The following is a 23,191-nucleotide window of genomic DNA, read 5'->3' on the forward strand; positions in this document are numbered from 1 at the left end:
ACCTCCCTTTCTTTCAAGAATAAATATTTTCAAAATGGTAATAAATCGATTGTATCGATTTTCCAAATCAAAGTCAACCACAGACGTGTTCATTGAAAGTATGGTGCCCGGAAGGTATACTCAGTGATAATAACAATCGGCAAAAACGCTGCATTTTCGCCGATAATTTAAGTTTAGAAATTTTTTCTTAATGTTTCCGCTTTGGGCGGGGTATAATCAATCATGAAAATATTTTGGCATAATGGGCGAACCACTCACAAATATCTGGGCTCATGCGTATAATGCTATGACCAAGTAAAGAGGGAGTGGCGTGTAATGGCCGAATACATCAACATCACCAGAAATGCCCGCCAAATTAACGTGGTGCTGCGCAACCCCGAATCCGTTGCGGCGTCTGTCGAATCGGAAACGCCGTTTCCGGCAAAACCGCTTTCCCAGCAAGGGCAGTTCGGCGAAATTATGAAAGAGCTGGACCGGATGATCGGTTTGGATAACGTGAAAGAAATCGTTTTTGAAATTTACGCATTGCTGCAAATCGGCAGTTATCGTGCGGTGGCGGGACTTGCTTCGGGTTCGCAAGTTTACCATATGGTGTTTAAGGGCAATCCGGGAACCGGCAAGACGACGGTGGCGCGGATGATCGCCAAGCTGTTTCAGACGATGGGCGTGCTCAGCAAAGGGCATCTGATCGAGGTGGAGCGGGCCGATCTCGTCGGCGAATATATTGGGCACACCGCGCAAAAAACACGGGATATGGTGAAAAAAGCGCTCGGCGGCATTTTGTTCATCGATGAAGCTTACAGCTTAGCACGCGGCGGCGAAAAAGATTTCGGCAAAGAAGCGATCGATACGTTAGTGAAGGCAATGGAGGACCATAAAAATCAGTTCATTCTGATTTTGGCCGGCTACTCCGAGGAAATGGAGTTTTTTTTGCGGACCAATCCGGGGCTGCCTTCGCGTTTTCCGATCCAAATCGATTTTCCCGACTATACCGTCGACCAGCTGATGCAAATCGCCGAATTGATGATAAAGGAAAGGGAGTATGTGCTTGTGCCGCAGACGGAGATGAAGCTGCGCCAGCATATTACGCAGGAGAAGATGAACGATTCCATGTCGTTCAGCAATGCGCGGTATGTGCGCAATATTATCGAGAAAGCGATGCGGCATCACGCGGTGCGGTTGCTTAATCAGCATACGCAGCAGCCGTCAAGGCAGGAATTGATGACCATTCGTCCCGAGGACGTCCGATTTGACAAAAAATAAGGAGATCCGTTAACTTATATGAAAAAAACGAGCCACGAAACAAACGAAACGATGGAAGACAAAGCAATTTTGGTCAGCTTGATTACGAATAACTTGAGGTTGAGCGACGAGGAAGCGGCTTATTCACTGCACGAACTGATTAGCCTAGCCGAAACGGCGGGCGTAACGGTATTGGATACGATGTCGCAAAATAAAGAATCGCCGGATACGAAATGGTTTGTCGGCAAAGGGAAAGCAGAGGAGCTGAAGGCGAAGATTGGGGAGCTTGGGGCCACCACGGCGATTTTCGACCAAGAGCTTTCCGGCGCTCAGGTTCGCAACCTGGAGGCGTTCCTGGACGTCAAAATAATTGACCGCACCCAGCTGATTCTCGATATTTTTGCGCAGCGCGCCCGCACCCGCGAGGGGATTCTGCAGGTGGAACTAGCTCAGCTTAGCTACTTGCTGCCGCGGCTTTCGGGGCAAGGCAAAAACTTGTCGCGTCTGGGGGGCGGCATCGGTACCCGCGGTCCCGGCGAAACCAAGCTGGAAACCGACCGCCGGCACATCCGCGACCGCATCAGCGAGCTGAAACGCCAGCTCCAGGAAGTCAAACGCCACCGTACCTTACATAGGGAACGCCGTAAGAAAACGGGCATTTTTCAAGTCGCTTTGGTGGGCTACACCAATGCCGGCAAATCGACGCTGCTCAAGCAATTGACCCATGCCGACGTATACGTCGAAAACCAGCTGTTTGCGACGCTGGATCCGACCTCGCGTACGATGGAGCTGCCTAGCGGCAAAGAAATCGTGCTGACCGATACGGTCGGTTTTATCCAGAATTTACCTCATGACCTGATTGCGGCGTTTCGGGCGACGCTGGAAGAGGTGTGCGAAGCCGATCTGATTTTACACGTTGTTGACAGCTCGGCGGAAATGCGCCAAGTTCAGATGAAGGTGGTCGATCAAGTATTGGCCGAACTGGGTGCGCATCAGGAGCGGCTCACGTTGTTTAATAAACTCGATCTGTGCGATCCCGCGGAAGTGGAACTGCTGTCGACGGAGGGCGATTTCCTGAAAATATCGGCTTACGTTGCCGCGGATTTGGATAAGCTGAAGTTCGCCGTTCAGGAGAAGCTGATGGGGGACAATAAAACGTTCCGTATCCCGGCGGAAAAAGGCGATGTCATCTCCCTCGTATACCGCGTGGGCGACGTGCTGGAAAACGGGCTGGACGGCGACGACATGCTGTTTAAAGTCAGAGTCAATAACAAGGAATACGAAAAACATGGCTACATGTTAGCCAAATACGACGAATCGACGATACGAGATAAGGGAGAGCTAGTGGATCATGAAGTTTAATGAGCGCATCAGCTCGCTGCAGGAGCGGGCTGAGCGTTTGATCGAACCGAAATTGCGGGACATCGAACGCATTATTGATTTTAACCAGTGGAAGGTGATCCGCGCTTTCCAGCAGCATAAAGTGAGCGATTATCATTTCTCCGGGTCAACCGGATACGGATACAACGATCGCGGACGCGAAGTGCTCGACCTCGTCTACGCGGATGTTTTCGGGGCCGAAGCCGCTCTGGTGCGGCCTCATTTTGTTTCCGGCACTCATACGATAGGCACGGCTTTGTTTGGCGTGCTGCGTCCCGGCGACCAGCTGTTGTCCATAACGGGGCGGCCCTACGATACATTGCACAAGGTAATCGGTAAGCCGGGCGACGGGAAAGGCTCGCTGCAGGACTTTGGCATCCGTTACGACGAGGTGGCATTGCTTGCAGACGGAGCTCCCGATTACCCGGCTATTCAACGTGCGATCACGCCGCAAACGAAGGTAGTGGCGATTCAGCGTTCGCGCGGCTACTCTTGGCGGCCTTCTTTTACGGTGGAACAGATCGGTGAGATGGTCCGGTTTGTGAAGGAAATCAAATCCGATGTCATCGTGTTTGTCGACAACTGCTACGGCGAATTTACCGAACAGACGGAGCCGACAGAGGTTGGGGCGGATCTGATAGCAGGTTCGCTGATTAAAAATCCGGGAGGCGGTATCGCGCCTACCGGCGGTTATGTCGCCGGGAAAAGCCGCTATGTGGAGCTCGCCTCGTACAGGCTAACCGCGCCGGGAATCGGCGGCGAGGTCGGAGCCATGCTGGGCACGACCCGTTCTATGTTCCAGGGCTTGTTCCTGGCGCCGCATTTGGTTGGGCAAGCCGTGAAAGGTTCGGTGTTTGCCGCGGCTTTGTTTGAGCAGCTTGGTTTTGAAAGCCATCCCCGCTGGAACGATCCGCGCACCGACCTGATTCAGGCCGTCCGGTTTACCAGCGCGTCGCATCTGATCGCGTTCGTGCAGGGGATACAGCAAGCTGCGGCCGTTGATTCCCATGTTACACCGGAACCGTGGGACATGCCCGGTTACGAGCATCCTGTCATCATGGCGGCAGGAACGTTCATTCAAGGCGGCAGTCTTGAGCTTTCCGCGGACGCCCCGATTCGGGAGCCTTATATCGCATACATGCAAGGCGGGTTAACTTATTCCCATTGTAAGCTTGGGGTACTCACCGCGCTGCAAAAGTTGATTGACCGTGGCCTGCTGTAATTTTTACTATTGTAATTTAATATCACATAGTCCAAAAACCTAACATATGTTGACACGTTTTTGTGAGAGGGTTACAATAGGAATACGTTCTCACTACACAGGAGTGATAGGTTATGGGTGATGATATCCGCAGAAATATGGCGTTATTTCCGATTGGCATCGTAATGAAGCTGACGGACTTGACGGCCAGGCAAATCCGGTATTACGAGCAGCATGAATTGGTTATACCTGCCCGTACGGCAGGCAATCAACGCCTATACTCATTTAACGATGTCGAGCGTCTGCTCGAAATCAAAGATTTGATTGAAAAAGGCGTTAACATCGCGGGAATTAAGCAAGTGCTTCTGCCGGTATCCAAGGATTCGGAGGAAGCGACCGTCATTACCGAGCAAACGGAAGTCAAACGCAAGGAAATGACCGATTCCCAACTTCACAAGATGCTCAAGCAGCAACTGCTCGGCGGCGGCAAGCGTCCCGGCCAAGTTTCTCTCATCCAAGGGGAGCTATCCCGGTTCTTTCATTAAAAAAGCTCACGTGTTCATGAGGGCATGTACCTGCGGTTCGATTGCTTCGGGCATGCTCTCTATTGTACATACTTGCTAAGCCAATTCTTACAATTCTAGTGTTCATACCTTAAGTTTGACACAAGCGCATGTGCAATAATTCAGCGGCATCTACGCAGCTGTTTTTTTGACAGGCGCAGAGCACATTCATGCTTACACGGCCAGTTTTACTGGCGCAAAACTCAGCAACGCTTACGCAGCCAGTTTTGCTGGCGCAAAACTCTCAGGAGGAGATTTTACAATGAGTGACAAAAAGTTTACCAAAGAAGATATACTGCGCATCGCCAAGGAAGAGAACGTCAGATTTATTCGCCTTCAGTTTACCGACCTGTTGGGGACGATCAAAAACGTGGAAATTCCCGTAAGCCAGCTGGAGAAGGCAATCAACAACAAGATGATGTTTGACGGCTCCTCGATTGAAGGATACGTTCGTATCGAGGAATCCGATATGTATTTATATCCCGATCTGGACACATGGGTCATTTTCCCATGGGTTACTGAAGATCGCGTAGCCCGTCTGATCTGCGATATTTATATGCCGGACGGAAATCCTTTTGCCGGTGATCCCCGCGGTATCTTGAGAAATGCGCTCCGTGAAGCTGAAGCAATGGGCTATACGGCGATGAACGTTGGTCCTGAGCCGGAATTTTTCTTATTTAAAACCGACGAGAAGGGTAACCCGACGCTAGAGCTTAATGACCAGGGGGGATATTTTGACCTGGCGCCTACCGACCTTGGCGAAAATTGCCGCCGTGAAATCGTCTTGACCTTGGAAGAAATGGGCTTCGAAATCGAAGCTTCCCACCACGAAGTGGCTCCGGGCCAACACGAGATCGACTTTAAATATGCCGACGCTTTGAAGGCGGCGGACCAGATTCAAACATTCAAGCTTGTCGTCAAAACGATTGCCCGCAAGCACGGCTTGCATGCAACTTTTATGCCGAAGCCGCTGTTTGGCGTAAATGGTTCGGGCATGCACTGCCATCAGTCGCTTTTCCGCGGCAAAGTCAACGCTTTTTACGATGAAAGCGACAAGCTGGGCTTAAGCGCCGAAGCCAGATATTACATGGCGGGTATTTTGCGCCATGCGCGTGCTTTCGCGGCTGTGACGAACCCGACCGTCAACTCGTACAAGCGGCTTGTACCGGGCTACGAAGCTCCTTGTTACGTAGCTTGGTCGGCAAGCAACCGCAGTCCGATGATCCGTATTCCGGCATCCAGAGGCATCAGCACCCGTGTTGAAGTGCGCAATCCCGATCCTGCCGCCAACCCTTATTTGGCTTTGGCCGTTATGCTGAAAGCAGGACTGGACGGCATCAACAATAAAATGCATCTGCCGGCTCCTACGGACCGCAATATTTATGTGATGTCCGAAGAAGAACGCGAAGACCAGGGCATTCCGAGCCTTCCGCTTGATCTCAAGCAAGCGCTTGACGAAATGCTGCGCGACGATGTGATTTGCGATGCGCTTGGCGAACACGCTTTGGCTCATTTTATCGAGTTGAAAGAAATCGAATGGGATATTTACCGTACGCAAGTTCACACTTGGGAACGGGATCAGTACATGTCGCTTTATTAATTGGGCAAAACCAGTATGAATAAATGCAAAAAAGCAGGAGGGATTCCTCACTGCTTTTTTTTGTTCTGTAACTAATACATTTGAACACTAATCAATGTAAAGATTATCGCGCTTGGTATGGTTTGCTTTTGTGCGGTCATAAGACTTTACCTGCGTGCCATTTTTCTTTGTATACCCGCTTACTTTATGGGTGGGACCATGATTCGGGTTATACCGTTTAGCTTCAGCAGCTGTTGGTACGAGTAAAGAGGAAACAATCGCAATGCCTAATAAATATCCGATAGGCTTTTTCAATATAGTTCACCTCCAATCTTATAGCCTAGTTCAAATTATCCATATTTAGGTAAAAAAGTCTATATTAAATTATAGATAAAGTGAAGCTTCCTGTTCATCTAGCTCCGAGACAATTATTTTATGAAACTTTTAGCCTTTCTTGTCGTTTATAAATTATAATATATAGGAAAATATAACCAAACAAGGGAGTTGTAATCATTGAAAAAAATTATCGCAGTTGGACTTATTACATCTGTGGCTGTCGTCTCAATGTCGATAGGCGCTTTTGCTGCAACAAACTTGGAGGAAATTAGAGCTTATGTTAACAAAGGGCTGAATATTTCGCTTAACGGTAAATTGTGGACAGCTATCGACGAAGAAGGCAAGATACTTTATCCAATTACGTATAACGGCAGCACGTATTTGCCGGCAAGAGCGGTCGGGGAAGCATTTGGAGTCAAAGTAGGCTGGGATGATGTTACACAGACGATGTCCCTTGCTAGATCCGATGCGGCCACGAAAGCAGCCCCCCAGGAAACTAACATTAAAACGGATTCGAATACAGCAAAAACATCTCGGACAAATCCGGGGAAGATGGGGAGCGCTTTCAATTATGATGTGGATAGCTTGCTGGATAGCTATAAAGGCACTATTTCCATAGACGCAGTAATTCGTGGTGAAGAGGCTTGGAAAAAAGTTTATACCGACAACAAATTTAATAGCAAGCCAAAAGACGGTTACGAATATCTCCTCGCGAAAGTATCGATTAAAGTAGATGAGAATAAAAAGGAAGGCGCGAAAATCGATATATCCTCTGTAAACTTTACACTTGTATCTAGTGAGGGGAGAGACTATGAGCAGGTAATAGCAAGTTTAGAGCCTGGCATCAGAACAAGCTTGTATTCCGGTGCATCACATAGCGGTTGGGTGGCATTCCAGGTTAAAAAAGATGATGCAAGTCCAGTAATCACGTTTGGTCGAAAATACGACGGGACAGGTGGAGTATGGTTTTCTACTAAATAATTTTACCCTAAAGTTTCGGCGTCGGAGTGATTTTTCGTTTAAACAACAAAGCCCTCCACCGGAGCTTGTCCGGCCGAGGGCTTCTTGTAATTAGCGGTGGCTGATATTTAATGAATGTCTCTAAAAAGTCCGATGACTTTACCTAAAATCGTGACGTTCTTCAAAAGGATCGGTTGAAGGGAAGCGTTCTCCGGCTGCAATCTAAAATGATCCTTCTCCTTATAGAAGCGCTTAACCGTTGCTTCGTCATCTTCGGTCATGGCAACGACAATGTCTCCGTTATTGGCGGTTTGCTGCTGGCGTACGATCACGTAATCGCCGTTATGAATGCCTGCCTCAATCATACTGTCTCCGATAACACTGAGCATAAAGACGGTGTCGTCGTTCACGTAATGGTTAGGCAGCGGGAAATAATCTTCGATGTTCTCGGTGGCTGTGATAGGAATGCCCGCAGTAACTCGGCCGATAAGCGGCACTCTAGTTACCGACAGCGAGAAATCGACCAAACCGGAAGAATCGCTGTCCAAAATCTCGATCGCGCGGGGTTTAGTAGGGTCGCGCCGGATCAGCCCTTTCTTCTCCAGACGCTCCAAGTGACCGTGAACGGTCGAACTGGACGCAAGCCCTACAGCTTCTCCGATTTCCCTGACGGATGGCGGATAGCCCTTATCCTTAACCTCGGTTTTAATAAAGTCCAGGATTGCATGCTGACGATTAGAAAGCTTGCCCACGTTCATCACTCCACTGTTCAAATAATTATCCAAAGTATACCACAGAACCGGAGTTCGTACAAACATAAGTTCGAAAAAACCATTGACACAAACGTTTGTTCGCTATATGATGAAAACAGAACAAATGTTTGGGGGATGTGTAACATGGTATATCGGTCCGCATTTCAACAAGAAACGGTCAAAAATCGCGACAAACAATTCATTCGGTTTTTAGTTGTGTTTTGCTTTATCGCTGTGCTGTTTACCTTTTTCGCTATCGTTTCGGTATACGCCGGAAGCGACGGGCCGGAAGAAGCTTCTTCTTCCGCGAAACCTGCAAATACCGTTTCGGTTGAACAGGGCGATACGTTGTGGTCGATTGCTGCTATCAACAAACCGCAACACCAAGACATACGTCTATATATAGAGGAAATCAAGAAGCTGAACGGCATGAAGTCAAGCATGCTGCGCGAAGGGCAATCCTTACAATTGCCTTAACGTTATGATCATGCCCGATAGGAATACGACTATGCGATTACGAACATCATAATGGCTGAATGTGTGACACCATGTTGGGCAACTGTTAGATTCGCATATAACTGATTGAATTTTCATGGGGATTTTGGCCGTGGCATAGGAATTGCCCCTCGTTTCATATATAGAAGGCGACTCTCGATGTGAGGGTCTTTTTTGTTTTTGCAAGAGATCTTGACATTATGTATTCCAGATGTCAAAGTATAATCTGTATTTTGAAATTGCGGCTTATTGAAACTAAACTAAATGCATCAGGAGGATAGCATGAGCGAAGGCAATTTGGATTATATTGAACGGATCAACGAATTGGCAAGAAAAGCGAAAACCGTCGGGCTTACGGACGAAGAAATCGTTGAACGCAACGAGCTGAGAAAAAGATACATTAACGCTTTTAAAAATTCTTTGCGAGATCAGCTGGACAATATTAAGTTTGTCGATAAAGACGAGCCGGATTCCGATCCCAATTAAATCTTCGAATTAGAAGTTTATCTTAACTTAAAAAGTAGCAGGGGGAACATATGTCGCGTAAATGGGAGCGCATGGTTGAAAAAAACACGAAGCAATTAAACAAAACACGAGCCAAACAAGGGAAAAAGCCGATTTCCGAAACTTCCTCGGAGTCGGGATTTGTGATGAAGGGAAGAAGCTGGTTATTTCCGCTGCTTCTTATTTTTGTAGGTATTTTTTGCTTCATCTCGTTCCGCGGCGCCAATCAGGATGAGACGATGTATTGGGTCACCGGCGGGAGTTACGTCGCTTTAGGCGTGTTTACTTATTTTGTCCGCCGCCCCTATTTGAAAATATCTAAGAAAGCGTTGACTACTCGCCGTTTTTCAGGCAATCGCACACTGGAAGCCGAAGATGTAACGGCAATTACGATCTTAAAAGACGCAGTTGTGATTGAAGGCGCAAACAAGCAGCGTTGGATGTTTTCACGTATTTACCATCTAATGAACATTACCGAAGTAGGGGAGCGTCTTGCTGCTTTTGCCAAAACGCACAACATTACGGTGAAGGACAACTGACAGAGAGGGAGAACTCGACTAATGGCTATTCAAGCGGTGTTATTTGATCTTGACGATACTTTATTATGGGACGAGCGCAGCGTGAGAGAAGCTTTTCGCGCGACTTGCGAGGCAGCTTCCAAGCAAACTGGCGTCGACCCGGACAAGCTGGAGGAAGAAGTCCGCAAAACGGCGCGTTCATTATATGAATCGTATGAAACGTTTCCTTTCACCAAGATGATCGGCATCAATCCGTTCGAGGGACTGTGGGCCCGGTTTGAGGAAGGGAAGCAAGAGGAGTTTCGCAAGCTGCAAAGTTTGGTGCCAGCATACCGCAGCCAATCTTGGACCGGCGGCTTGAAAGCTCTTGGCGTTGACAACCCGGAGCTTGGACGGCAATTAGGCGAGCAGTTCGCTGCGGAGCGCCGTTCGCGTCCGATCGTATACGAAGAAACGTTCGAAGTGCTAGATCAATTGAAGAAGCGGTACAAGCTGCTGCTGCTGACCAACGGTTCACCCGATTTGCAAAAAGAAAAACTGGCAGGCGTCCCGCTGCTTGCGCCATATTTTGACCATATTGTCATTTCGGGCGATTTTGGCGAAGGGAAACCGGCCAGCTCGATTTTCCGCCATGCGGCGGAACTGCTGGGCATTGACGCTTCCGAAGGGGTTATGATCGGGGACAAGCTGACCACCGATATTCTCGGCTCCAATAATATCGGCATGCGGAACATGTGGATTAACCGCCACGGCATGCAGCGTACGGACGAAATCATTCCCGCTTACGAAATTCAAAACTTGCGTGAAATTCAAGGAATTATCGATACTTTATCTTAAGATAAAAAACCCGCCGGTTCGTTAACAGCCGCCGGGTTTTTGGTTGTATGAAGCTTTTTGAAAGGAAGAGATCGTTGGAAGGCTGAGCCGCCCAGCCGGCCGGTTCGATGAACAGTATACGAATTTCAGCCAAAGCCATCCGTACTTTTAATTGATAAGTATTTTTATCTGTATTATAGTAATTAAATTGTTGGTATCGATGAAAAATTGCCTTGTACTAGTTTACATTATTCGTTGAAAATCGCTATAATAAGCTGATAACAGCAATCGAAAGCGAAATGGTTGCAAGGGATGGAAAGGAATTGATTAACATTACTAAACCTTCAATACAAGAACAAATGAAGAACAAAATATTGATCCTTGACGGCGCTATGGGGACGATGATTCAGCAGGAGGATCTGACGGCCGATGACTTCGGCGGCGAAGATCTTGAAGGCTGCAACGAATATTTGTCCATCACGAGACCGGATGTCATCTCGAAAATTCATGAAGCTTATTTCGCCGCAGGCTGCGATATCGTAGAAACAAATACGTTTGGCTCGACGAGTGTAGTTTTGGCCGAATACGGGCTAGAGGACCGCTCAAGAGAGCTCAACTTGGTTGCGGCAAAGCTGGCGGTGGACGCAGCCAATAAGTACAGCACGCCGGAGTGGCCAAGATATGTGGCTGGTGCTCTGGGACCGACAACAAAGACCTTGTCCGTTACGGGCGGCGTTACATTTGACCAATTGGTGGATAGCTACTACGAGCAGGCGCTTGCATTGATGGAAGCCGACGTCGATGCGCTGCTGCTTGAAACGTCGCAGGATACGCTGAACGTGAAGGCGGGCAGCATTGGGATCCGCAAAGCTTTTGACACGCTTGGACGGAAACTTCCGATTATGATTTCGGGCACGATCGAGCCGATGGGCACTACGCTCGCGGGGCAAAACATCGAATCATTCTATATTTCGCTTGAGCATCTGGAGCCAATCTCGATTGGTTTGAACTGCGCAACGGGACCGGAATTTATGCGCGATCATATTCGCACATTGTCCGACATCGCCAAAACGGCGGTAAGCTGTTACCCCAATGCGGGATTGCCGGATGAGAACGGCAAATACCACGAGTCTCCCGAGTCTCTTGCCAAAAAAATGGCCGGGTTTGCCGAACAGGGCTGGTTGAATATTGCCGGCGGCTGCTGCGGTACAACACCTGCCCATATTCAAGCGATGGCCGAAACACTCAGCGAATACAAGCCGCGTACCCAGTTTGGCGATCACCCAGCTGCAGTGTCGGGGATCGAGACGGTATATATTGAAGATGCCAACCGTCCGTATATGGTGGGCGAGAGAACGAATGTACTCGGCTCGCGCAAGTTCAAGCGTTTGATTGCCGAAGGCAAATATGAAGAAGCTTCCGAGATCGCCAGAGCCCAGGTGAAAAATGGGGCCCATGTTATCGACGTCTGTCTGCAGGACCCGGACCGCGACGAAATCAGCGATATGCTGAATTTTTTGGGGCTGGTTGTCAAAAAAGTCAAAGTGCCTCTGATGGTCGATTCCACCGATATACGGGTTATTGAGCTTGGGCTGAAGCATTCTCAAGGCAAGGCGATTATTAACTCCATTAACCTTGAGGACGGGGAAGAGAAATTCGAGAAGGTCGTGCCGTTAATCCACAGATACGGCGCAGCTTCCGTCGTCGGAACGATCGACGAAAGAGGCCAGGCGATTACCCGCGAAGACAAGCTGGAAGTAGCGAAACGCTCGCACGATCTGCTTGTTCATAAGTACGGCATGAAGCCGTCGGATATTATTTTTGACCCGCTTGTATTTCCGGTAGGCACGGGTGACCAGCAGTACATTGGTTCGGCTAAAGAAACAATCGAAGGCATACGTCTGATTAAAGAAGCGATGCCGGAAACTAAGACGATTCTCGGATTAAGCAACGTTTCGTTTGGTCTGCCTACCGCAGGCCGCGAGGTGTTGAATGCCGTGTATTTGTATCATTGCACCAAAGCGGGACTGGACTATGCGATCGTCAACACGGAAGCGCTGGAGCGTTATGCATCCATTCCGGAGGAAGAACGCAAGCTGGCCGAAGATCTGATTTATGAAACAAACGACGACACATTAGCCGCTTTTGTTGCGCATTTCCGGGAAAAGAAAGTGGAGAAGAAAGAAAAGGTGTCCAACCTTTCTTTAGAGGAGAGACTTGCTTCCTACGTGGTTGAAGGAACCAAGGAAGGACTTGTCCCCGATCTTAACGCCATGCTGGAAAAAGCAGTGCCGCTGGACATTATCAACGGACCTCTGATGAAGGGTATGGCGGAAGTCGGCCGTTTGTTCAATAACAACGAGCTGATTGTGGCCGAAGTGCTGCAAAGCGCGGAAGTGATGAAGGCATCGGTAACCCACCTGGAGCAATTTATGGAGAAATCCGAATCGGCGGTTAAAGGGAAAATTATTTTGGCCACCGTCAAAGGTGATGTGCATGATATTGGGAAAAACCTGGTGGAAATCATTTTGTCCAACAACGGTTATCAGATCGTAAACTTGGGCATTAAAGTACCGCCGGAGCAGTTGATTGAAGCGTACCACCGGGAAAAACCGGATGCCATCGGCTTGTCCGGTCTGCTTGTCAAATCGGCTCAGCAAATGGTCGTTACCGCCCAGGATATGAAAAACGCCGGCATCGATGTGCCGATTCTGGTCGGTGGAGCGGCGTTGACGCGCAAATTTACGAAGACTCGTATTGCCCCTGAATACGAAGGGTTGGTGTTGTATGCGAAGGATGCCATGGATGGGCTGGATATTGCCAACAAGCTGAGCGATCCCGATCAACGCCAGAACTTGATTCGCGAGCTTCGTGAAAGCAAGGAGTCCGACGTTATGGAAGCGGGCAAAAAAGAAAGCATGCCGGCGCTGACCCGGGTCAAAACCTCATCCGTCAACCGCAGCCTCCCTGTTCAGCTGCCGCCGGATTGTGAACGCCATGTGCTCAGAGACTATCCGCTTGGCCATATTATGCCTTATATTAATATGCAAATGCTGCTTGGACACCATTTGGGGCTGAAAGGCAAAGTCGAGAAGCTGCTTGCGGATAAAGACGATAAAGCCGTTCAATTAAAAGAAACGGTGGATGATATTTTGCTGCAAGCGCAGCGTGACGGGATCATTAAAGCGCATGGCATGTACCAGTTCTTCCCGGCGCAATCCAGCGGCAACGAAATTTTCATCTACGATCCGCAGGATCATAGCAAGGTGCTGCAAACATTTGCTTTCCCGCGGCAGGATACGGAGCCGTTCTTATGTTTGGCTGACTATCTCAAGTCGGTGGAAAGCGGCGAGATGGATTATGTCGGTTTCTTGGTCGTCACGGCCGGACATCACATCAGCGAGAAAGCGGCCGAGTGGCGCGCCAAAGGAGATTATTTGCGTTCCCACGCTCTGCAGGCGACGGCCTTGGAAACGGCTGAAGCGTTCGCCGAACGGATACACCAGATGATGCGCGATACGTGGGGGTTCCCGGATCCTGCCGAAATGACGATGCAGGAACGCTTTGGCGCCAAATACAGAGGACAGCGGTTCTCGTTTGGTTATCCGGCTTGCCCGAATCTGGACGACCAGCAGCAGCTTTTCGCTTTGCTGAAACCGGAGGATATCGGTGTCGAACTGACTGAAGGCAGTATGATGGAACCGGAAGCGTCCGTATCCGCGATTGTGTTCGCACATCCGGAGGCGCGGTATTTTAACGTGGATAAAGCATAAGGTACGTTGAATAAAAAGGTGCGGGCATGTGCCACGCGCCTTTTTTTCGGCGCTTCCTCATCAAGGCGCAAGGTTTTGGCAAAACTAACAAATAAAGCGGTTTGAGTGGTTTAGGGCACATAGTTGAGGAGGGATCGGTTTGGAAGTTTATTTTCTCGGAACAGGGGCCGGTATGCCTTCGCGTGAACGGAATGTAACTGCGATCATCTTAAATTTGCTGGTTGAACGCGGAGTTTATTGGCTGTTTGATTGCGGGGAAGGGACACAACATCAAATTTTAAAATCTCCGGTGCGCATCGGCAAGGTGGAAAAGTTGTTCATCACGCATCTGCACGGGGACCATATATACGGTATCCCCGGCCTACTGACAAGCCGCTCGTATCAAGGCGGGGATACGCCGCTGACGATCTACGGACCCAGAGGAATCAAGCAGCTCGTCGAGCTGCTGCTTGAAACAAGCGGCGCCCACTTATCGTATGAGCTTCATATCGTTGAACAAGCGGACGGGGTTATTTTTGAAGATGATCAATTTAAGGTGGAGACGGCCGTACTGGATCATCGCATCACCAGTTATGGTTTCCGTGTTACCGAAAAAGATCAGGCAGGCAAACTGCAAGCGGATAAACTAAAGCAGCTGGGCATCGAATCCGGTCCGTTATTCGGCCGGCTTAAGCGAGGCGAAACCGTCGAACTGCCGGATGGGCGCGTGTTGAACGGCGCTGATTATCTCGGTCCCCCTTGTAAGGGGCGAATCGTCACCATTCTTGGCGATACGAAACCGTGTCCCAATGTGGCGCCGCTGTCGCTGCATGCCCATGTGCTGGTCCATGAGGCGACATTCGCAGAGGATCGGAAAGAACTTGCCATGCAATACGATCATTCGACTACGATGGATGCGGCGCGAGCCGCAGAAGAAGCCGGGGCGGATGCGCTGATCCTCACCCACATCAGCTCCAGATATCAAGGTGACGATACGGATATGCTGTTAGAAGAAGCCAAGAAGCTGCACCATCATACGTACATTGCACGCGATTTCTGGGGATATGTGGTGCCGCGGCCGGTCAGCTAATAAAAGGTTGGAGAATAAGGTTTCGCTGGAAACTAAAAAAGCCGCCTTCCTGTAAGAAGGAAGGGGCTTGAAATAAAAGTTCAAATATCGCCGTCGGTCGCTTCGTCTTCAAGTTCGCTGCGGAACGATTGAAGGCTGCTGCGCCGGCCTGCATTTTTTTGCTGGATGTCTTCTTTTTCCTGAGTGCTGATTTCGTCGGCATGCTCATCGAGATAATCTTCAGCTTCTTCCAGGTTCTCCAAAGTATTGTTGATATGCTGCTGAAGATGTTCCGCATTGTCTGCGCGATTGTCCGGTTTAGCCATCGTGATAGTTCCTCCTTAAGGACATAGGTATTGTACGGATTGGCATAAGATGCCTCCTTTAAAGTCCCACGGAACGCAGGCGAATATACATGCTTTTCATGGATTAAACGCTTTTGACACGACTATAGCGCTCGGGAAAGGCATAATGATTAACCACAGAACGAAGGTTTTGGGGGGATCATATGCCGATCGCGGCCGAACTGCTCATTTCGCTATTTATCGCAACGGTGCTGTTTATTTGGATTAAGGAGCTTTTTTCTTCCGGATCTTAACCAACTGTCATAAATTCGATTTATTGAACAAACCTCATGAAGGGGGCTCATCATGCTTGGGTTTGCTATATTGCTCGCCTTTCATCTTGTAGGATTAGCTTTTCAGCATTTGCTGCATGTGCCATTGCCTGCTAATGTGATCGGATTGGCGTTGTTTACGTTGTCGTTATTTTTAAAATGGATTAAGCTCGAATGGGTGGAAAATACGGCTATGTTCTTCAATAAACATATGCTGCTGTTTTTTGCCCCCGTCGTCGTTGGAACGATGGCGGTGTTTCCGATGATCCGAGAACAGGCGCTCACGATCATTGTAACCACGTTTGTGAGTTGGATATCGGTTTTGCTTGCCACCGGATGGACGGTTAAGCTGCTCGGCAAGAAGGAAACGTCATCCTCCGCGCAGCGGACATGGCCGTCGTCAGGGAGGGAACGAAGCTTATGAATGTGTCGGAATTTGTGCAAAATCCGTTATTTGGCATTGCTCTGACCGTGCTTGCTTACGTGCTGGCGCTTGGTTTGCAGCGCCGCTGGCGGTGGCTCCATCCTTTATTTGTTTGCGCGGGAGTGGTCATCGTCATTTTGCTTGTATCGGGCGTGTCGTATAGCGATTATCATATCGGCGGCAGTTATATTGAATTTTTTCTGGGGCCGGCGACGGTCGCATTGGGTGTTCCCTTATATAAAAATGCGCAAAAAATTAAAAAAGGCATCGGTTCGATTTTGGCGGGAATTACCGTCGGTTCCGTAGCCGGAATTGCCAGCAGCGCGGCGTTGGTTTGGGCGTTTGGCGGCACCCGAGAATTGATGCTGACGATGATGCCTAAATCGGTCTCCACGCCGATTTCCATTGAAATCGTGAGGGCCGCCGGAGGCATTCCCGAGCTGGGGGCGGTGCTGACGGTGTTAACCGGGCTGATTGGCAGCATGATCGGTCCGGAAGTGCTCAAATGGTTTGGCATAAGCGGCGATATGGCGATCGGCACAGCCATCGGCACGTCGGCACACGGCATCGGTACGGCGCGTCTGATCCGCGAATCGGAGCTGAAAGGCGGGATCAGCGGATTTTCCATGGGACTGGCAGGCATCATTACGTCGATTTTGTTTATCCCGTTGTACCGGCTGTTCCATTAACTTGAATGCAAGCGGCGGCGCAAGTCTGTTTCGGCAGATTGCGTCTTTTTTGCATGCAGCGCGGCCCCGCGAATAACACAAAACCTTAACACCGCGAAAACGCCATCTTAATACTTGTTTGTTACCGTGGAGGTAGTAAACAAGAAAACGGTATCAACCGTAGCGAAAGGGTGGATTCAAGGTGATGCAAACAGCCGCGCAAATGAATCAACAGGTAAACCTTTCTGTCAGTTTGGCAGCGACCGCCGCTGAAATCGAGCAGGCAATGAAGCTGCGGTACGAAGTATTTGTGGAAGAAGAAAAAAATATGAGGATGCTGAATGAAAACGGCTTGGAGAAAGACCAATTCGACGTTTACTGCGATCATTTAATTGTCAAAGATCTTGATACCGAATGTGTAGTGGGCACTTATCGGATGCTTCCCGGCGATCGGGCACTCACCAGCGAAGGATTTTATTCCGAAACCGAATTTGACTTGACGTTTTTTGCGCCGTTCAAACCCCAAGCGCTTGAGCTGGGACGCAGCTGTGTGGCACGCGAGTACCGCGGCGGCAAAGCGATCCAGTTGTTGTGGGAAGGCATCGCCGCTTATATTCAGGAGAGGGATTACCGGTATTTGATCGGCTGTGCCAGTCTTCATCTGAACAGCATGGAAGAACTGAACCGGATTTACACCATGCTGTTGAACAAACAAATCATTTCTCATCGTTATGGCGTCCAGCCGCTTGCAACCCACCGTGTTCAAGGATTGTCCCGGGTAGAGGAAGACATCAACGAAAAAGAAGTGTTCCGCAACCTGCCCCCACTCATGAAGGGTTACCAATGGCTAGGCGCAGAAATCGGCGGAGATCCGGCATACGATGAAATATTTAACACCGTTGATTTTTTTATCGTATTGGAAAAAGACCGGGTAACACGCCGTTATAAGCGGCACTTTTTGAACGGGTAGGTGGATTGCGCTTGTACGAATGGATAGGCAAAATATCAGGCGACAGCGCGGCCTTAAACCGGATCGCCAAATGGTGCGGAATGCTGCCCAGACCGATGATGTTCGGGTTGTGCAGAGCCGCCGCGGCACTGCTATACCTCATGGCCGGAAAAACGGTAAAATCACGCATATGCGCCAATATGCAGGACGTGATGCCGGATAAAAATAAACGGCAGCTTAAAGCTTATTGCAAAAATTATATAAGCAATGTCGTGATGAGTTTATACGAGATTATGATTGATTCGTCTTCCCTGGATACCCATCCCCAAAATGTGTTTTCCGTTCACGGCGAACGGCATTTGGAAGCTGCATTAAAGTTGGGGCGAGGCGTCATTGTGTATACCCCCCATGTGGGCAACTTCTTTTATTACTATTGGTATTTGGCGCAAAAATATCGTTGTCTCACCGTGGCGACAGGGAGCAGCCCCGAACTGAGGCCACTCTACTTGAAATTTCAAGAGATGGGCTGCGAAGGACTGGACTATGACAGCACCCCGCCGATTGAGCTGCTGCGGAAATTAAGAAAACATTTGGCCGGCAACGGCATCGTGTTTATTTTAGGGGATTTTTACCGTCCCGCTTTTCCGCGCAGCACATTTTTTGGAAGGATGACCCGCATGCCGGAAGGAGCGGCCATGTTGTCGATCGAATATGGCGCACCGGTGGTGCCTTTTTCCGGAAGGAGGCTGAATGGGGAGCATCATAAACTCGTATTTGAGCAGCCGCTCCGTTTATACGAGTTATATGATCGTTCGCAGCGGGAACGCGCGAGCCGCCACCTCAGCTTGTTTATGGAAAAAGTGATCTGCAGACATCCAGAACAATGGTTTTATTGGTTTAATATGGATGAGCGCTGGGAATCTTCGTCAGAAACAGGCTAAATGTGATGTGTTTACAGCTTGTTAATGTTGTTTTTAACAAAAGTTTAGATTATTTTAATACAAAACGGTTCAATACAGTTATTGACCGTATTGAAAATAATATAAATAATATGATTAAATAGGTTTGTCGAAAATTCGATCGTAACTGAATCAGGTGGTAATGATCCGCTGTCTGTAATGTGGGCACTTGGGCAGCGGGGAACCAGTAGTGCAACCGACCTTCTCTTTCTGATAAGGTCTTTTTCCTTTTTTTAACAATTCGATCCGGGGGGACGCTCGCCAATATGGTTGTACGTAAGCGGATAGGCGATTTGCTTGTGGAAGCGGGATTGCTCACGGATGAGCAACTGAAAACCGCACTCAAGGAACAGCGGGAGACGAAAATGCGTCTTGGTGAGTTTCTCATTGAGCGCAATTATATTACGGAACAGCAGTTCATTGAGGTGCTGGAGTTTCAGCTGGGCATACCGCATGTTCAGCTGTACAGGCAGAAAATCGACCAGAAGGTTATCAACATTATTCCCCAGCGGCTTGCCGAACAACATCAGGTACTGCCGATTCGCACCGAAGGCAATAAGCTGATCTTGGCCATGGCCGATCCGCTTGATTATTTTGCGATTGACGAACTCCGAATGAGCACCGGCTTCCGGATTGAGCCGACTATTGCGGCTCGCGAAGAGCTCGGCCGTGCCATTAAACGTTATTATGGGCTGCAGGAGACCGTCGAGCAGATCAGCCAAATTTTACAGACACGTGAAACGGAAGAAACGAAACCGCAGCAAGAGGAAGAAGATTCGCCTGTCGTCAAGACGGTCAACCAGATCATTATCCAAGCCGTGCAGATGGGCGCAAGCGACATCCACTTTGACCCGCAGGAAGACAGCTTGCGCATACGTTATAGGGTGGACGGCGTGATGCGGACCGAACGTTCGCTGCCGCCGCATATGCAAAGCGTGATCGTTGCGCGGATTAAAGTGATGGGCAATCTGAACGTGGCGGAACGCAGGCTTCCGCAGGACGGCCGGGTGGAAATGGATGTCGAGTTCCGCAAAATCGATATCCGGATCTCGACGCTTCCCACGATTTATGGGGAAAAGGTCGTCATGCGTGTGCTGGATCTCGGGAACACCTTAAAAGAAATCGAAAAGCTCGGTTTATCCGAACACAACCAGCAGCAATTTCTCAGAGGCATTCACAGCTCGCATGGCGTCGTGCTCATTACCGGACCGACCGGCAGCGGGAAAACAACCACATTGTATTCCGCTTTATCCAGATTAAACAGTGAGGATGTTAACATCATTACCGTCGAAGATCCGGTAGAGTATCAATTGCAGGGGATCAATCAGGTGCAGGTTAATCCGGTGACGGGCCTGACCTTTGCCCGCGGGCTACGGACGATTCTGCGGCAGGACCCAAATATTGTCATGATCGGAGAAATCCGCGACAATGAAACTGCGGAAATCGCTGTCCGCGCGGCTATGACAGGGCATCTGGTGCTTAGCACGCTGCATACGAACAGTGCGGTGAACGCGATCACGCGGTTGATCGATATGGGGGTCGAGCCGTTCCTGGTCTCCTCATCGGTTCATTGTATTGTTGCGCAGCGGCTGGTCAGAAAAATATGTTCCGCCTGTTCGGGCGAATATGTACCTTCGGAAGAAGAGTCGAAGCTGCTGCAGCTTCACGGACTGCATGTTCATAAGCTGAAAAGAGGAGCAGGCTGCAGCGAATGCGGCCGAAGCGGCTACAAAGGGCGTTTGGCCGTTCATGAGGTACTGATGATCGACGACACGTTGCGGACGATGATTTTGCAGCGGCGATCGGATAGCGAATATAAGGCGTATGCGGTTCAGAACGGGTACATTCCGATGATGCAGGATGGTTTGGCGAAGGTGGCGGCGGGTCAGACGACGTTTGCCGAGGTGTTCCGGGTAACAAGTAAAGATATTTGACATTTAATGCAATTAAATGGGACTTTTGTATTATAATTCACATAAAATGTAGGTCTAATTAACTGAAAATGCCTATATTTTCTTGTTTTCCTATTGTATAATCAAAGAAAATATCGTTGCAGATCAAGGATAAGCTGCAAGCGGAAGGGGCTGTTATTGCACGTTGGACATGATCGAATTGCTCAAATTCGCGTTTCAGCAAAAAGCTTCGGACATACATATTACGGCTCATTCCCCCGCGATGCTCCGCATCCACGGCAGCTTGAAGGCGGTCGGCGACCAGCCTTTAGCGCCTCTTGATACGCTGGACATGGCAAAGCAGCTTACGACAAGCGAGCAATATGAAACTTTTATGGAGAAAGGCGATCTCGACTTCTCTTACGGAATTCCGGATGTATCGCGTTATCGGGTCAATATTTTCCGCCAAAAGGGGAATGTGAGTCTGACGATCCGGCTTATTCCGACTAAAGTACCGGCCATGGAATCGCTCGGATTGCCGCCGATCGCGGAAGAGTTCGCCAAAAAGCCGCAAGGCCTGCTGCTTGTCACCGGACCGACGGGAAGCGGGAAATCGACGACGCTTGCCGCCATGCTGGATTACATCAACCGCACACGCCACGATCACATTATCACGCTTGAAGATCCGATCGAGTTTGTTCACAGCCATAAGTCCTGCATCGTGAATCAACGCGAAATCGGCGTAGACACGAATTCTTTCGGAACGGGCTTACGAGCGGCGCTGCGTCAAGACCCGGATGTGATATTGGTCGGGGAAATGCGCGATCTGGAGACGATCAGCACAGCGATCACGGCGGCCGAGACGGGGCATCTGGTGTTTGGCACGCTGCACACCGCCGATGCGCCGCAAACGATCGATCGTGTCATCGACGTGTTCCCTCCCGAAGCGCAGCAGCAGATTCGCGTACAGCTGGCATCGGTATTGCTTGGCGTTATGGCCCAGAGGTTGCTCCCGACGGTAGACGGAAACGGCAGGGTAGCTGCGATCGAGGTTATGGTCAATACGCCCGCTGTCGCCAATCTGATCCGCTCCGAGAAGGTGCATCAAGTTCGCTCGGCCATGCAGACAGGCAAAGCTCAAGGCATGCAGACGATGGAGATGTCGCTGCGTGAACTGCTGCAGCAGCGGAAAATTACGGTGGAAGCAGCAAAAGAAGCGTTGTTTGGGTTTGCCGATCTGCAGTAATGAAGCCGTGCCGGCATCTAAGAATAATCTATCAAGCTGTCGGAGTTGATGATCCATGCCCAAGTTTATATACAAGGCCGTCGACGACTACGGCAAGTTTACCAAAGGCACGCTGGAAGCGCAGACGTTTCAGCAGGCGGTTGAAGAGCTGAAAAACAACGGATTGTGGGTCATGCAGCTGTTCGATAAGAACAGCAGTCTGCTGCATAAGGAGTTAACTTTTGGCGGATCCCGGGTGAAGACGGAGCATTTTACGGTGTTCTGCCGGCAGCTCGCGACTTTATACAAGGCCGGCGTTAATCTTGTCGAGTCCATTCGTGTATTAAGCGAGCAGGCCGCCAGCAAGGAATTTAAAAAAATCCTTGCCGAAATGTCCAATGAAATGCAGCGTGGCACCCAGCTTTCCATGGCGGCAGCTCAATACCCAACGGTGTTTTCCAATATTTTTATCAATATGATTCGAGCAGGGGAAGCCAGCGGCAACTTGGATGAAATGCTGGCCCGGATTGCGATTTTTTACGAGAAAGAATACTACACGAAGCAAAAAGTCAAATCGGCCATGGTGTACCCGACCATTATGGGGATAGTGACCGTGATCGTTGTCATTATTTTAATGACCTTTGTCGTACCACGGCTTGCCGGTAATTTTTCCTCCATGGGCCTCGAGCTTCCGCTTCCCACCCTGATCGTTATCGCTGTCAGCGATTGGATGAAGATCTATTGGTTTCTCGTGTTGATTTCATTATTTATTCCTCCAGTCGTGCTGAAGATGATCAAGCGAAATCCCAAAGGGCTGTATTATCTTGATTACGTGAAGCTGAAAATTCCGGTTTTCGGGATGCTCTGGCATAAGCAGGCGTTATCCCGTTTCAGCCGCACTTTCTGTTCGCTGTTTGCAGCCGCCATTCCGATGCTGCAGACGATGACGATTGTATCTTCCGTCGTGGGTAATGAGGTAATGGCCAAGCTGATTCAGCAGTCGCGCGAAGGACTCCGGGGAGGCAACTCGATCGCCGAGCCGTTCAAGAACAGTTGGCTGTTTCCGCCGATGGTCGTGCAAATGCTAGCGGTCGGCGAACGCACCGGGGCGCTGGATACGATGCTGGAGAAAGTAGCCGACTTTTACGAAGCCGATGTGGACGCCATGGCCGACAGGCTGAAGGCGCTGCTGGAGCCGATCATGATTTTGATCCTGGCTGTGATTGTAGGCACGATTGTGCTGGCGGTTATGCTGCCGTCGTTTAAACTTATCGAAAATCTGCATTAATAC

The 23,191-nt window shown here is 49.5% G+C and carries 22 protein-coding genes and 1 riboswitch; of the genes, 19 read left to right on the plus strand and 3 right to left on the minus strand.

Annotation, left to right across the window (positions count from 1 at the left end):
• The first annotated feature begins 315 nt into the window (after window positions 1-315).
• From spoVK to glnA, 5 genes are all read left to right on the plus strand, one after another.
• Window positions 316-1,263, plus strand: a complete 948-nt coding sequence (spoVK, locus tag EYB31_RS07235; RefSeq protein WP_131012621.1) for a stage V sporulation protein K — start codon at window positions 316-318, stop codon at window positions 1,261-1,263.
• Window positions 1,264-1,281: 18 nt separating this feature from the next.
• Window positions 1,282-2,604, plus strand: coding sequence for a GTPase HflX (gene hflX / locus EYB31_RS07240; RefSeq protein WP_131012622.1), 1,323 nt, complete (start codon window positions 1,282-1,284; stop codon window positions 2,602-2,604).
• Window positions 2,594-3,844, plus strand: a complete 1,251-nt coding sequence (locus EYB31_RS07245; RefSeq protein ID WP_131012623.1) for a methionine gamma-lyase family protein — start codon at window positions 2,594-2,596, stop codon at window positions 3,842-3,844. The genes hflX and EYB31_RS07245 overlap by 11 nt, the downstream gene beginning before the upstream one ends.
• Window positions 3,845-3,957: 113 nt before the next feature.
• Complete coding sequence (locus tag EYB31_RS07250) at window positions 3,958-4,368, plus strand: MerR family transcriptional regulator (RefSeq protein ID WP_131012624.1); 411 nt, start codon at window positions 3,958-3,960, stop codon at window positions 4,366-4,368.
• A 280-nt stretch (window positions 4,369-4,648) separates the two neighbouring features.
• Entirely contained in the window at window positions 4,649-5,986 is a 1,338-nt protein-coding gene (gene glnA / locus EYB31_RS07255; protein ID WP_131012625.1) for a type I glutamate--ammonia ligase, read from the plus strand.
• Between the two features lie 87 nt (window positions 5,987-6,073).
• Here the strand turns inward: glnA and EYB31_RS07260 are convergent, their stop codons facing one another.
• Window positions 6,074-6,280 (minus strand): hypothetical protein, encoded by a 207-nt coding sequence (locus EYB31_RS07260; protein WP_131012626.1) that lies wholly within the window; start codon window positions 6,278-6,280, stop codon window positions 6,074-6,076.
• A gap of 198 nt (window positions 6,281-6,478) precedes the next feature.
• Between EYB31_RS07260 and EYB31_RS07265 the strand changes: the two genes are divergently transcribed.
• A complete protein-coding gene (locus EYB31_RS07265; protein ID WP_131012627.1) occupies window positions 6,479-7,282 on the plus strand; it encodes a DUF4352 domain-containing protein in 804 nt (267 codons plus the stop codon).
• A gap of 107 nt (window positions 7,283-7,389) precedes the next feature.
• Here EYB31_RS07265 and lexA read toward each other — a convergent pair whose 3' ends face one another.
• Window positions 7,390-8,013 (minus strand): transcriptional repressor LexA, encoded by a 624-nt coding sequence (gene lexA, locus EYB31_RS07270; RefSeq protein WP_131012898.1) that lies wholly within the window; start codon window positions 8,011-8,013, stop codon window positions 7,390-7,392.
• A 144-nt stretch (window positions 8,014-8,157) separates the two neighbouring features.
• On the opposite strand from lexA, the gene EYB31_RS07275 reads away from it, so the two are divergent.
• The 6 genes from EYB31_RS07275 to rnz all read left to right on the plus strand — a co-directional run bounded on the left by EYB31_RS07275 (window position 8,158) and on the right by rnz (window position 15,188).
• The gene (locus tag EYB31_RS07275) at window positions 8,158-8,490 is read left to right on the plus strand and encodes a LysM peptidoglycan-binding domain-containing protein (protein WP_131012628.1); all 333 of its coding nucleotides are present in this window, start codon (window positions 8,158-8,160) and stop codon (window positions 8,488-8,490) included.
• Between the two features lie 300 nt (window positions 8,491-8,790).
• Window positions 8,791-8,994 (plus strand): DUF896 domain-containing protein, encoded by a 204-nt coding sequence (locus EYB31_RS07280; protein WP_131012629.1) that lies wholly within the window; start codon window positions 8,791-8,793, stop codon window positions 8,992-8,994.
• Window positions 8,995-9,044: 50 nt separating this feature from the next.
• A complete protein-coding gene (locus tag EYB31_RS07285) occupies window positions 9,045-9,551 on the plus strand; it encodes a hypothetical protein (protein ID WP_131012630.1) in 507 nt (168 codons plus the stop codon).
• Between the two features lie 21 nt (window positions 9,552-9,572).
• The gene (locus EYB31_RS07290) at window positions 9,573-10,367 is read left to right on the plus strand and encodes an HAD family hydrolase (protein ID WP_131012631.1); all 795 of its coding nucleotides are present in this window, start codon (window positions 9,573-9,575) and stop codon (window positions 10,365-10,367) included.
• A gap of 311 nt (window positions 10,368-10,678) precedes the next feature.
• The gene (gene metH, locus EYB31_RS07295) at window positions 10,679-14,119 is read left to right on the plus strand and encodes a methionine synthase (protein ID WP_131012899.1); all 3,441 of its coding nucleotides are present in this window, start codon (window positions 10,679-10,681) and stop codon (window positions 14,117-14,119) included.
• Window positions 14,120-14,258: 139 nt separating this feature from the next.
• The gene (gene rnz, locus EYB31_RS07300; RefSeq protein WP_131012632.1) at window positions 14,259-15,188 is read left to right on the plus strand and encodes a ribonuclease Z; all 930 of its coding nucleotides are present in this window, start codon (window positions 14,259-14,261) and stop codon (window positions 15,186-15,188) included.
• Window positions 15,189-15,268: 80 nt separating this feature from the next.
• On the opposite strand, the gene tlp is transcribed toward rnz, so the two are convergent.
• Window positions 15,269-15,493 (minus strand): small acid-soluble spore protein Tlp, encoded by a 225-nt coding sequence (tlp, locus tag EYB31_RS07305; protein ID WP_131012633.1) that lies wholly within the window; start codon window positions 15,491-15,493, stop codon window positions 15,269-15,271.
• A 324-nt stretch (window positions 15,494-15,817) separates the two neighbouring features.
• On the opposite strand from tlp, the gene EYB31_RS07310 reads away from it, so the two are divergent.
• From EYB31_RS07310 to EYB31_RS07340, 7 genes are all read left to right on the plus strand, one after another.
• A complete protein-coding gene (locus tag EYB31_RS07310) occupies window positions 15,818-16,207 on the plus strand; it encodes a CidA/LrgA family protein (RefSeq protein ID WP_131012634.1) in 390 nt (129 codons plus the stop codon).
• Complete coding sequence (locus EYB31_RS07315) at window positions 16,204-16,896, plus strand: LrgB family protein (RefSeq protein WP_131012635.1); 693 nt, start codon at window positions 16,204-16,206, stop codon at window positions 16,894-16,896. The genes EYB31_RS07310 and EYB31_RS07315 overlap by 4 nt, the downstream gene beginning before the upstream one ends.
• A 202-nt stretch (window positions 16,897-17,098) precedes the next feature.
• Window positions 17,099-17,845 (plus strand): GNAT family N-acetyltransferase, encoded by a 747-nt coding sequence (locus tag EYB31_RS07320; protein WP_240762176.1) that lies wholly within the window; start codon window positions 17,099-17,101, stop codon window positions 17,843-17,845.
• Window positions 17,846-17,856: 11 nt separating this feature from the next.
• Window positions 17,857-18,765 (plus strand): lysophospholipid acyltransferase family protein, encoded by a 909-nt coding sequence (locus EYB31_RS07325; protein WP_240762179.1) that lies wholly within the window; start codon window positions 17,857-17,859, stop codon window positions 18,763-18,765.
• 144 nt (window positions 18,766-18,909) lie between these two features.
• Window positions 18,910-18,993: riboswitch (cyclic di-GMP riboswitch) on the plus strand.
• 56 nt (window positions 18,994-19,049) lie between these two features.
• The gene (locus tag EYB31_RS07330; RefSeq protein ID WP_131012636.1) at window positions 19,050-20,717 is read left to right on the plus strand and encodes a GspE/PulE family protein; all 1,668 of its coding nucleotides are present in this window, start codon (window positions 19,050-19,052) and stop codon (window positions 20,715-20,717) included.
• A gap of 169 nt (window positions 20,718-20,886) precedes the next feature.
• Window positions 20,887-21,921: a type IV pilus twitching motility protein PilT gene (locus tag EYB31_RS07335; RefSeq protein WP_131012637.1), complete on the plus strand. Its 1,035-nt coding sequence runs from the start codon at window positions 20,887-20,889 to the stop codon at window positions 21,919-21,921.
• Between the two features lie 55 nt (window positions 21,922-21,976).
• On the plus strand, window positions 21,977-23,188 hold the full coding sequence (locus EYB31_RS07340) for a type II secretion system F family protein (protein ID WP_131012638.1): 1,212 nt from the start codon (window positions 21,977-21,979) through the stop codon (window positions 23,186-23,188).
• The last annotated feature ends 3 nt before the right edge of the window (window positions 23,189-23,191 follow it).

Origin of the sequence: Paenibacillus thalictri (assembly GCF_004307995.1) — a bacterium.
GTDB classification, from domain to species: domain Bacteria; phylum Bacillota; class Bacilli; order Paenibacillales; family NBRC-103111; genus Paenibacillus_AF; species Paenibacillus_AF thalictri.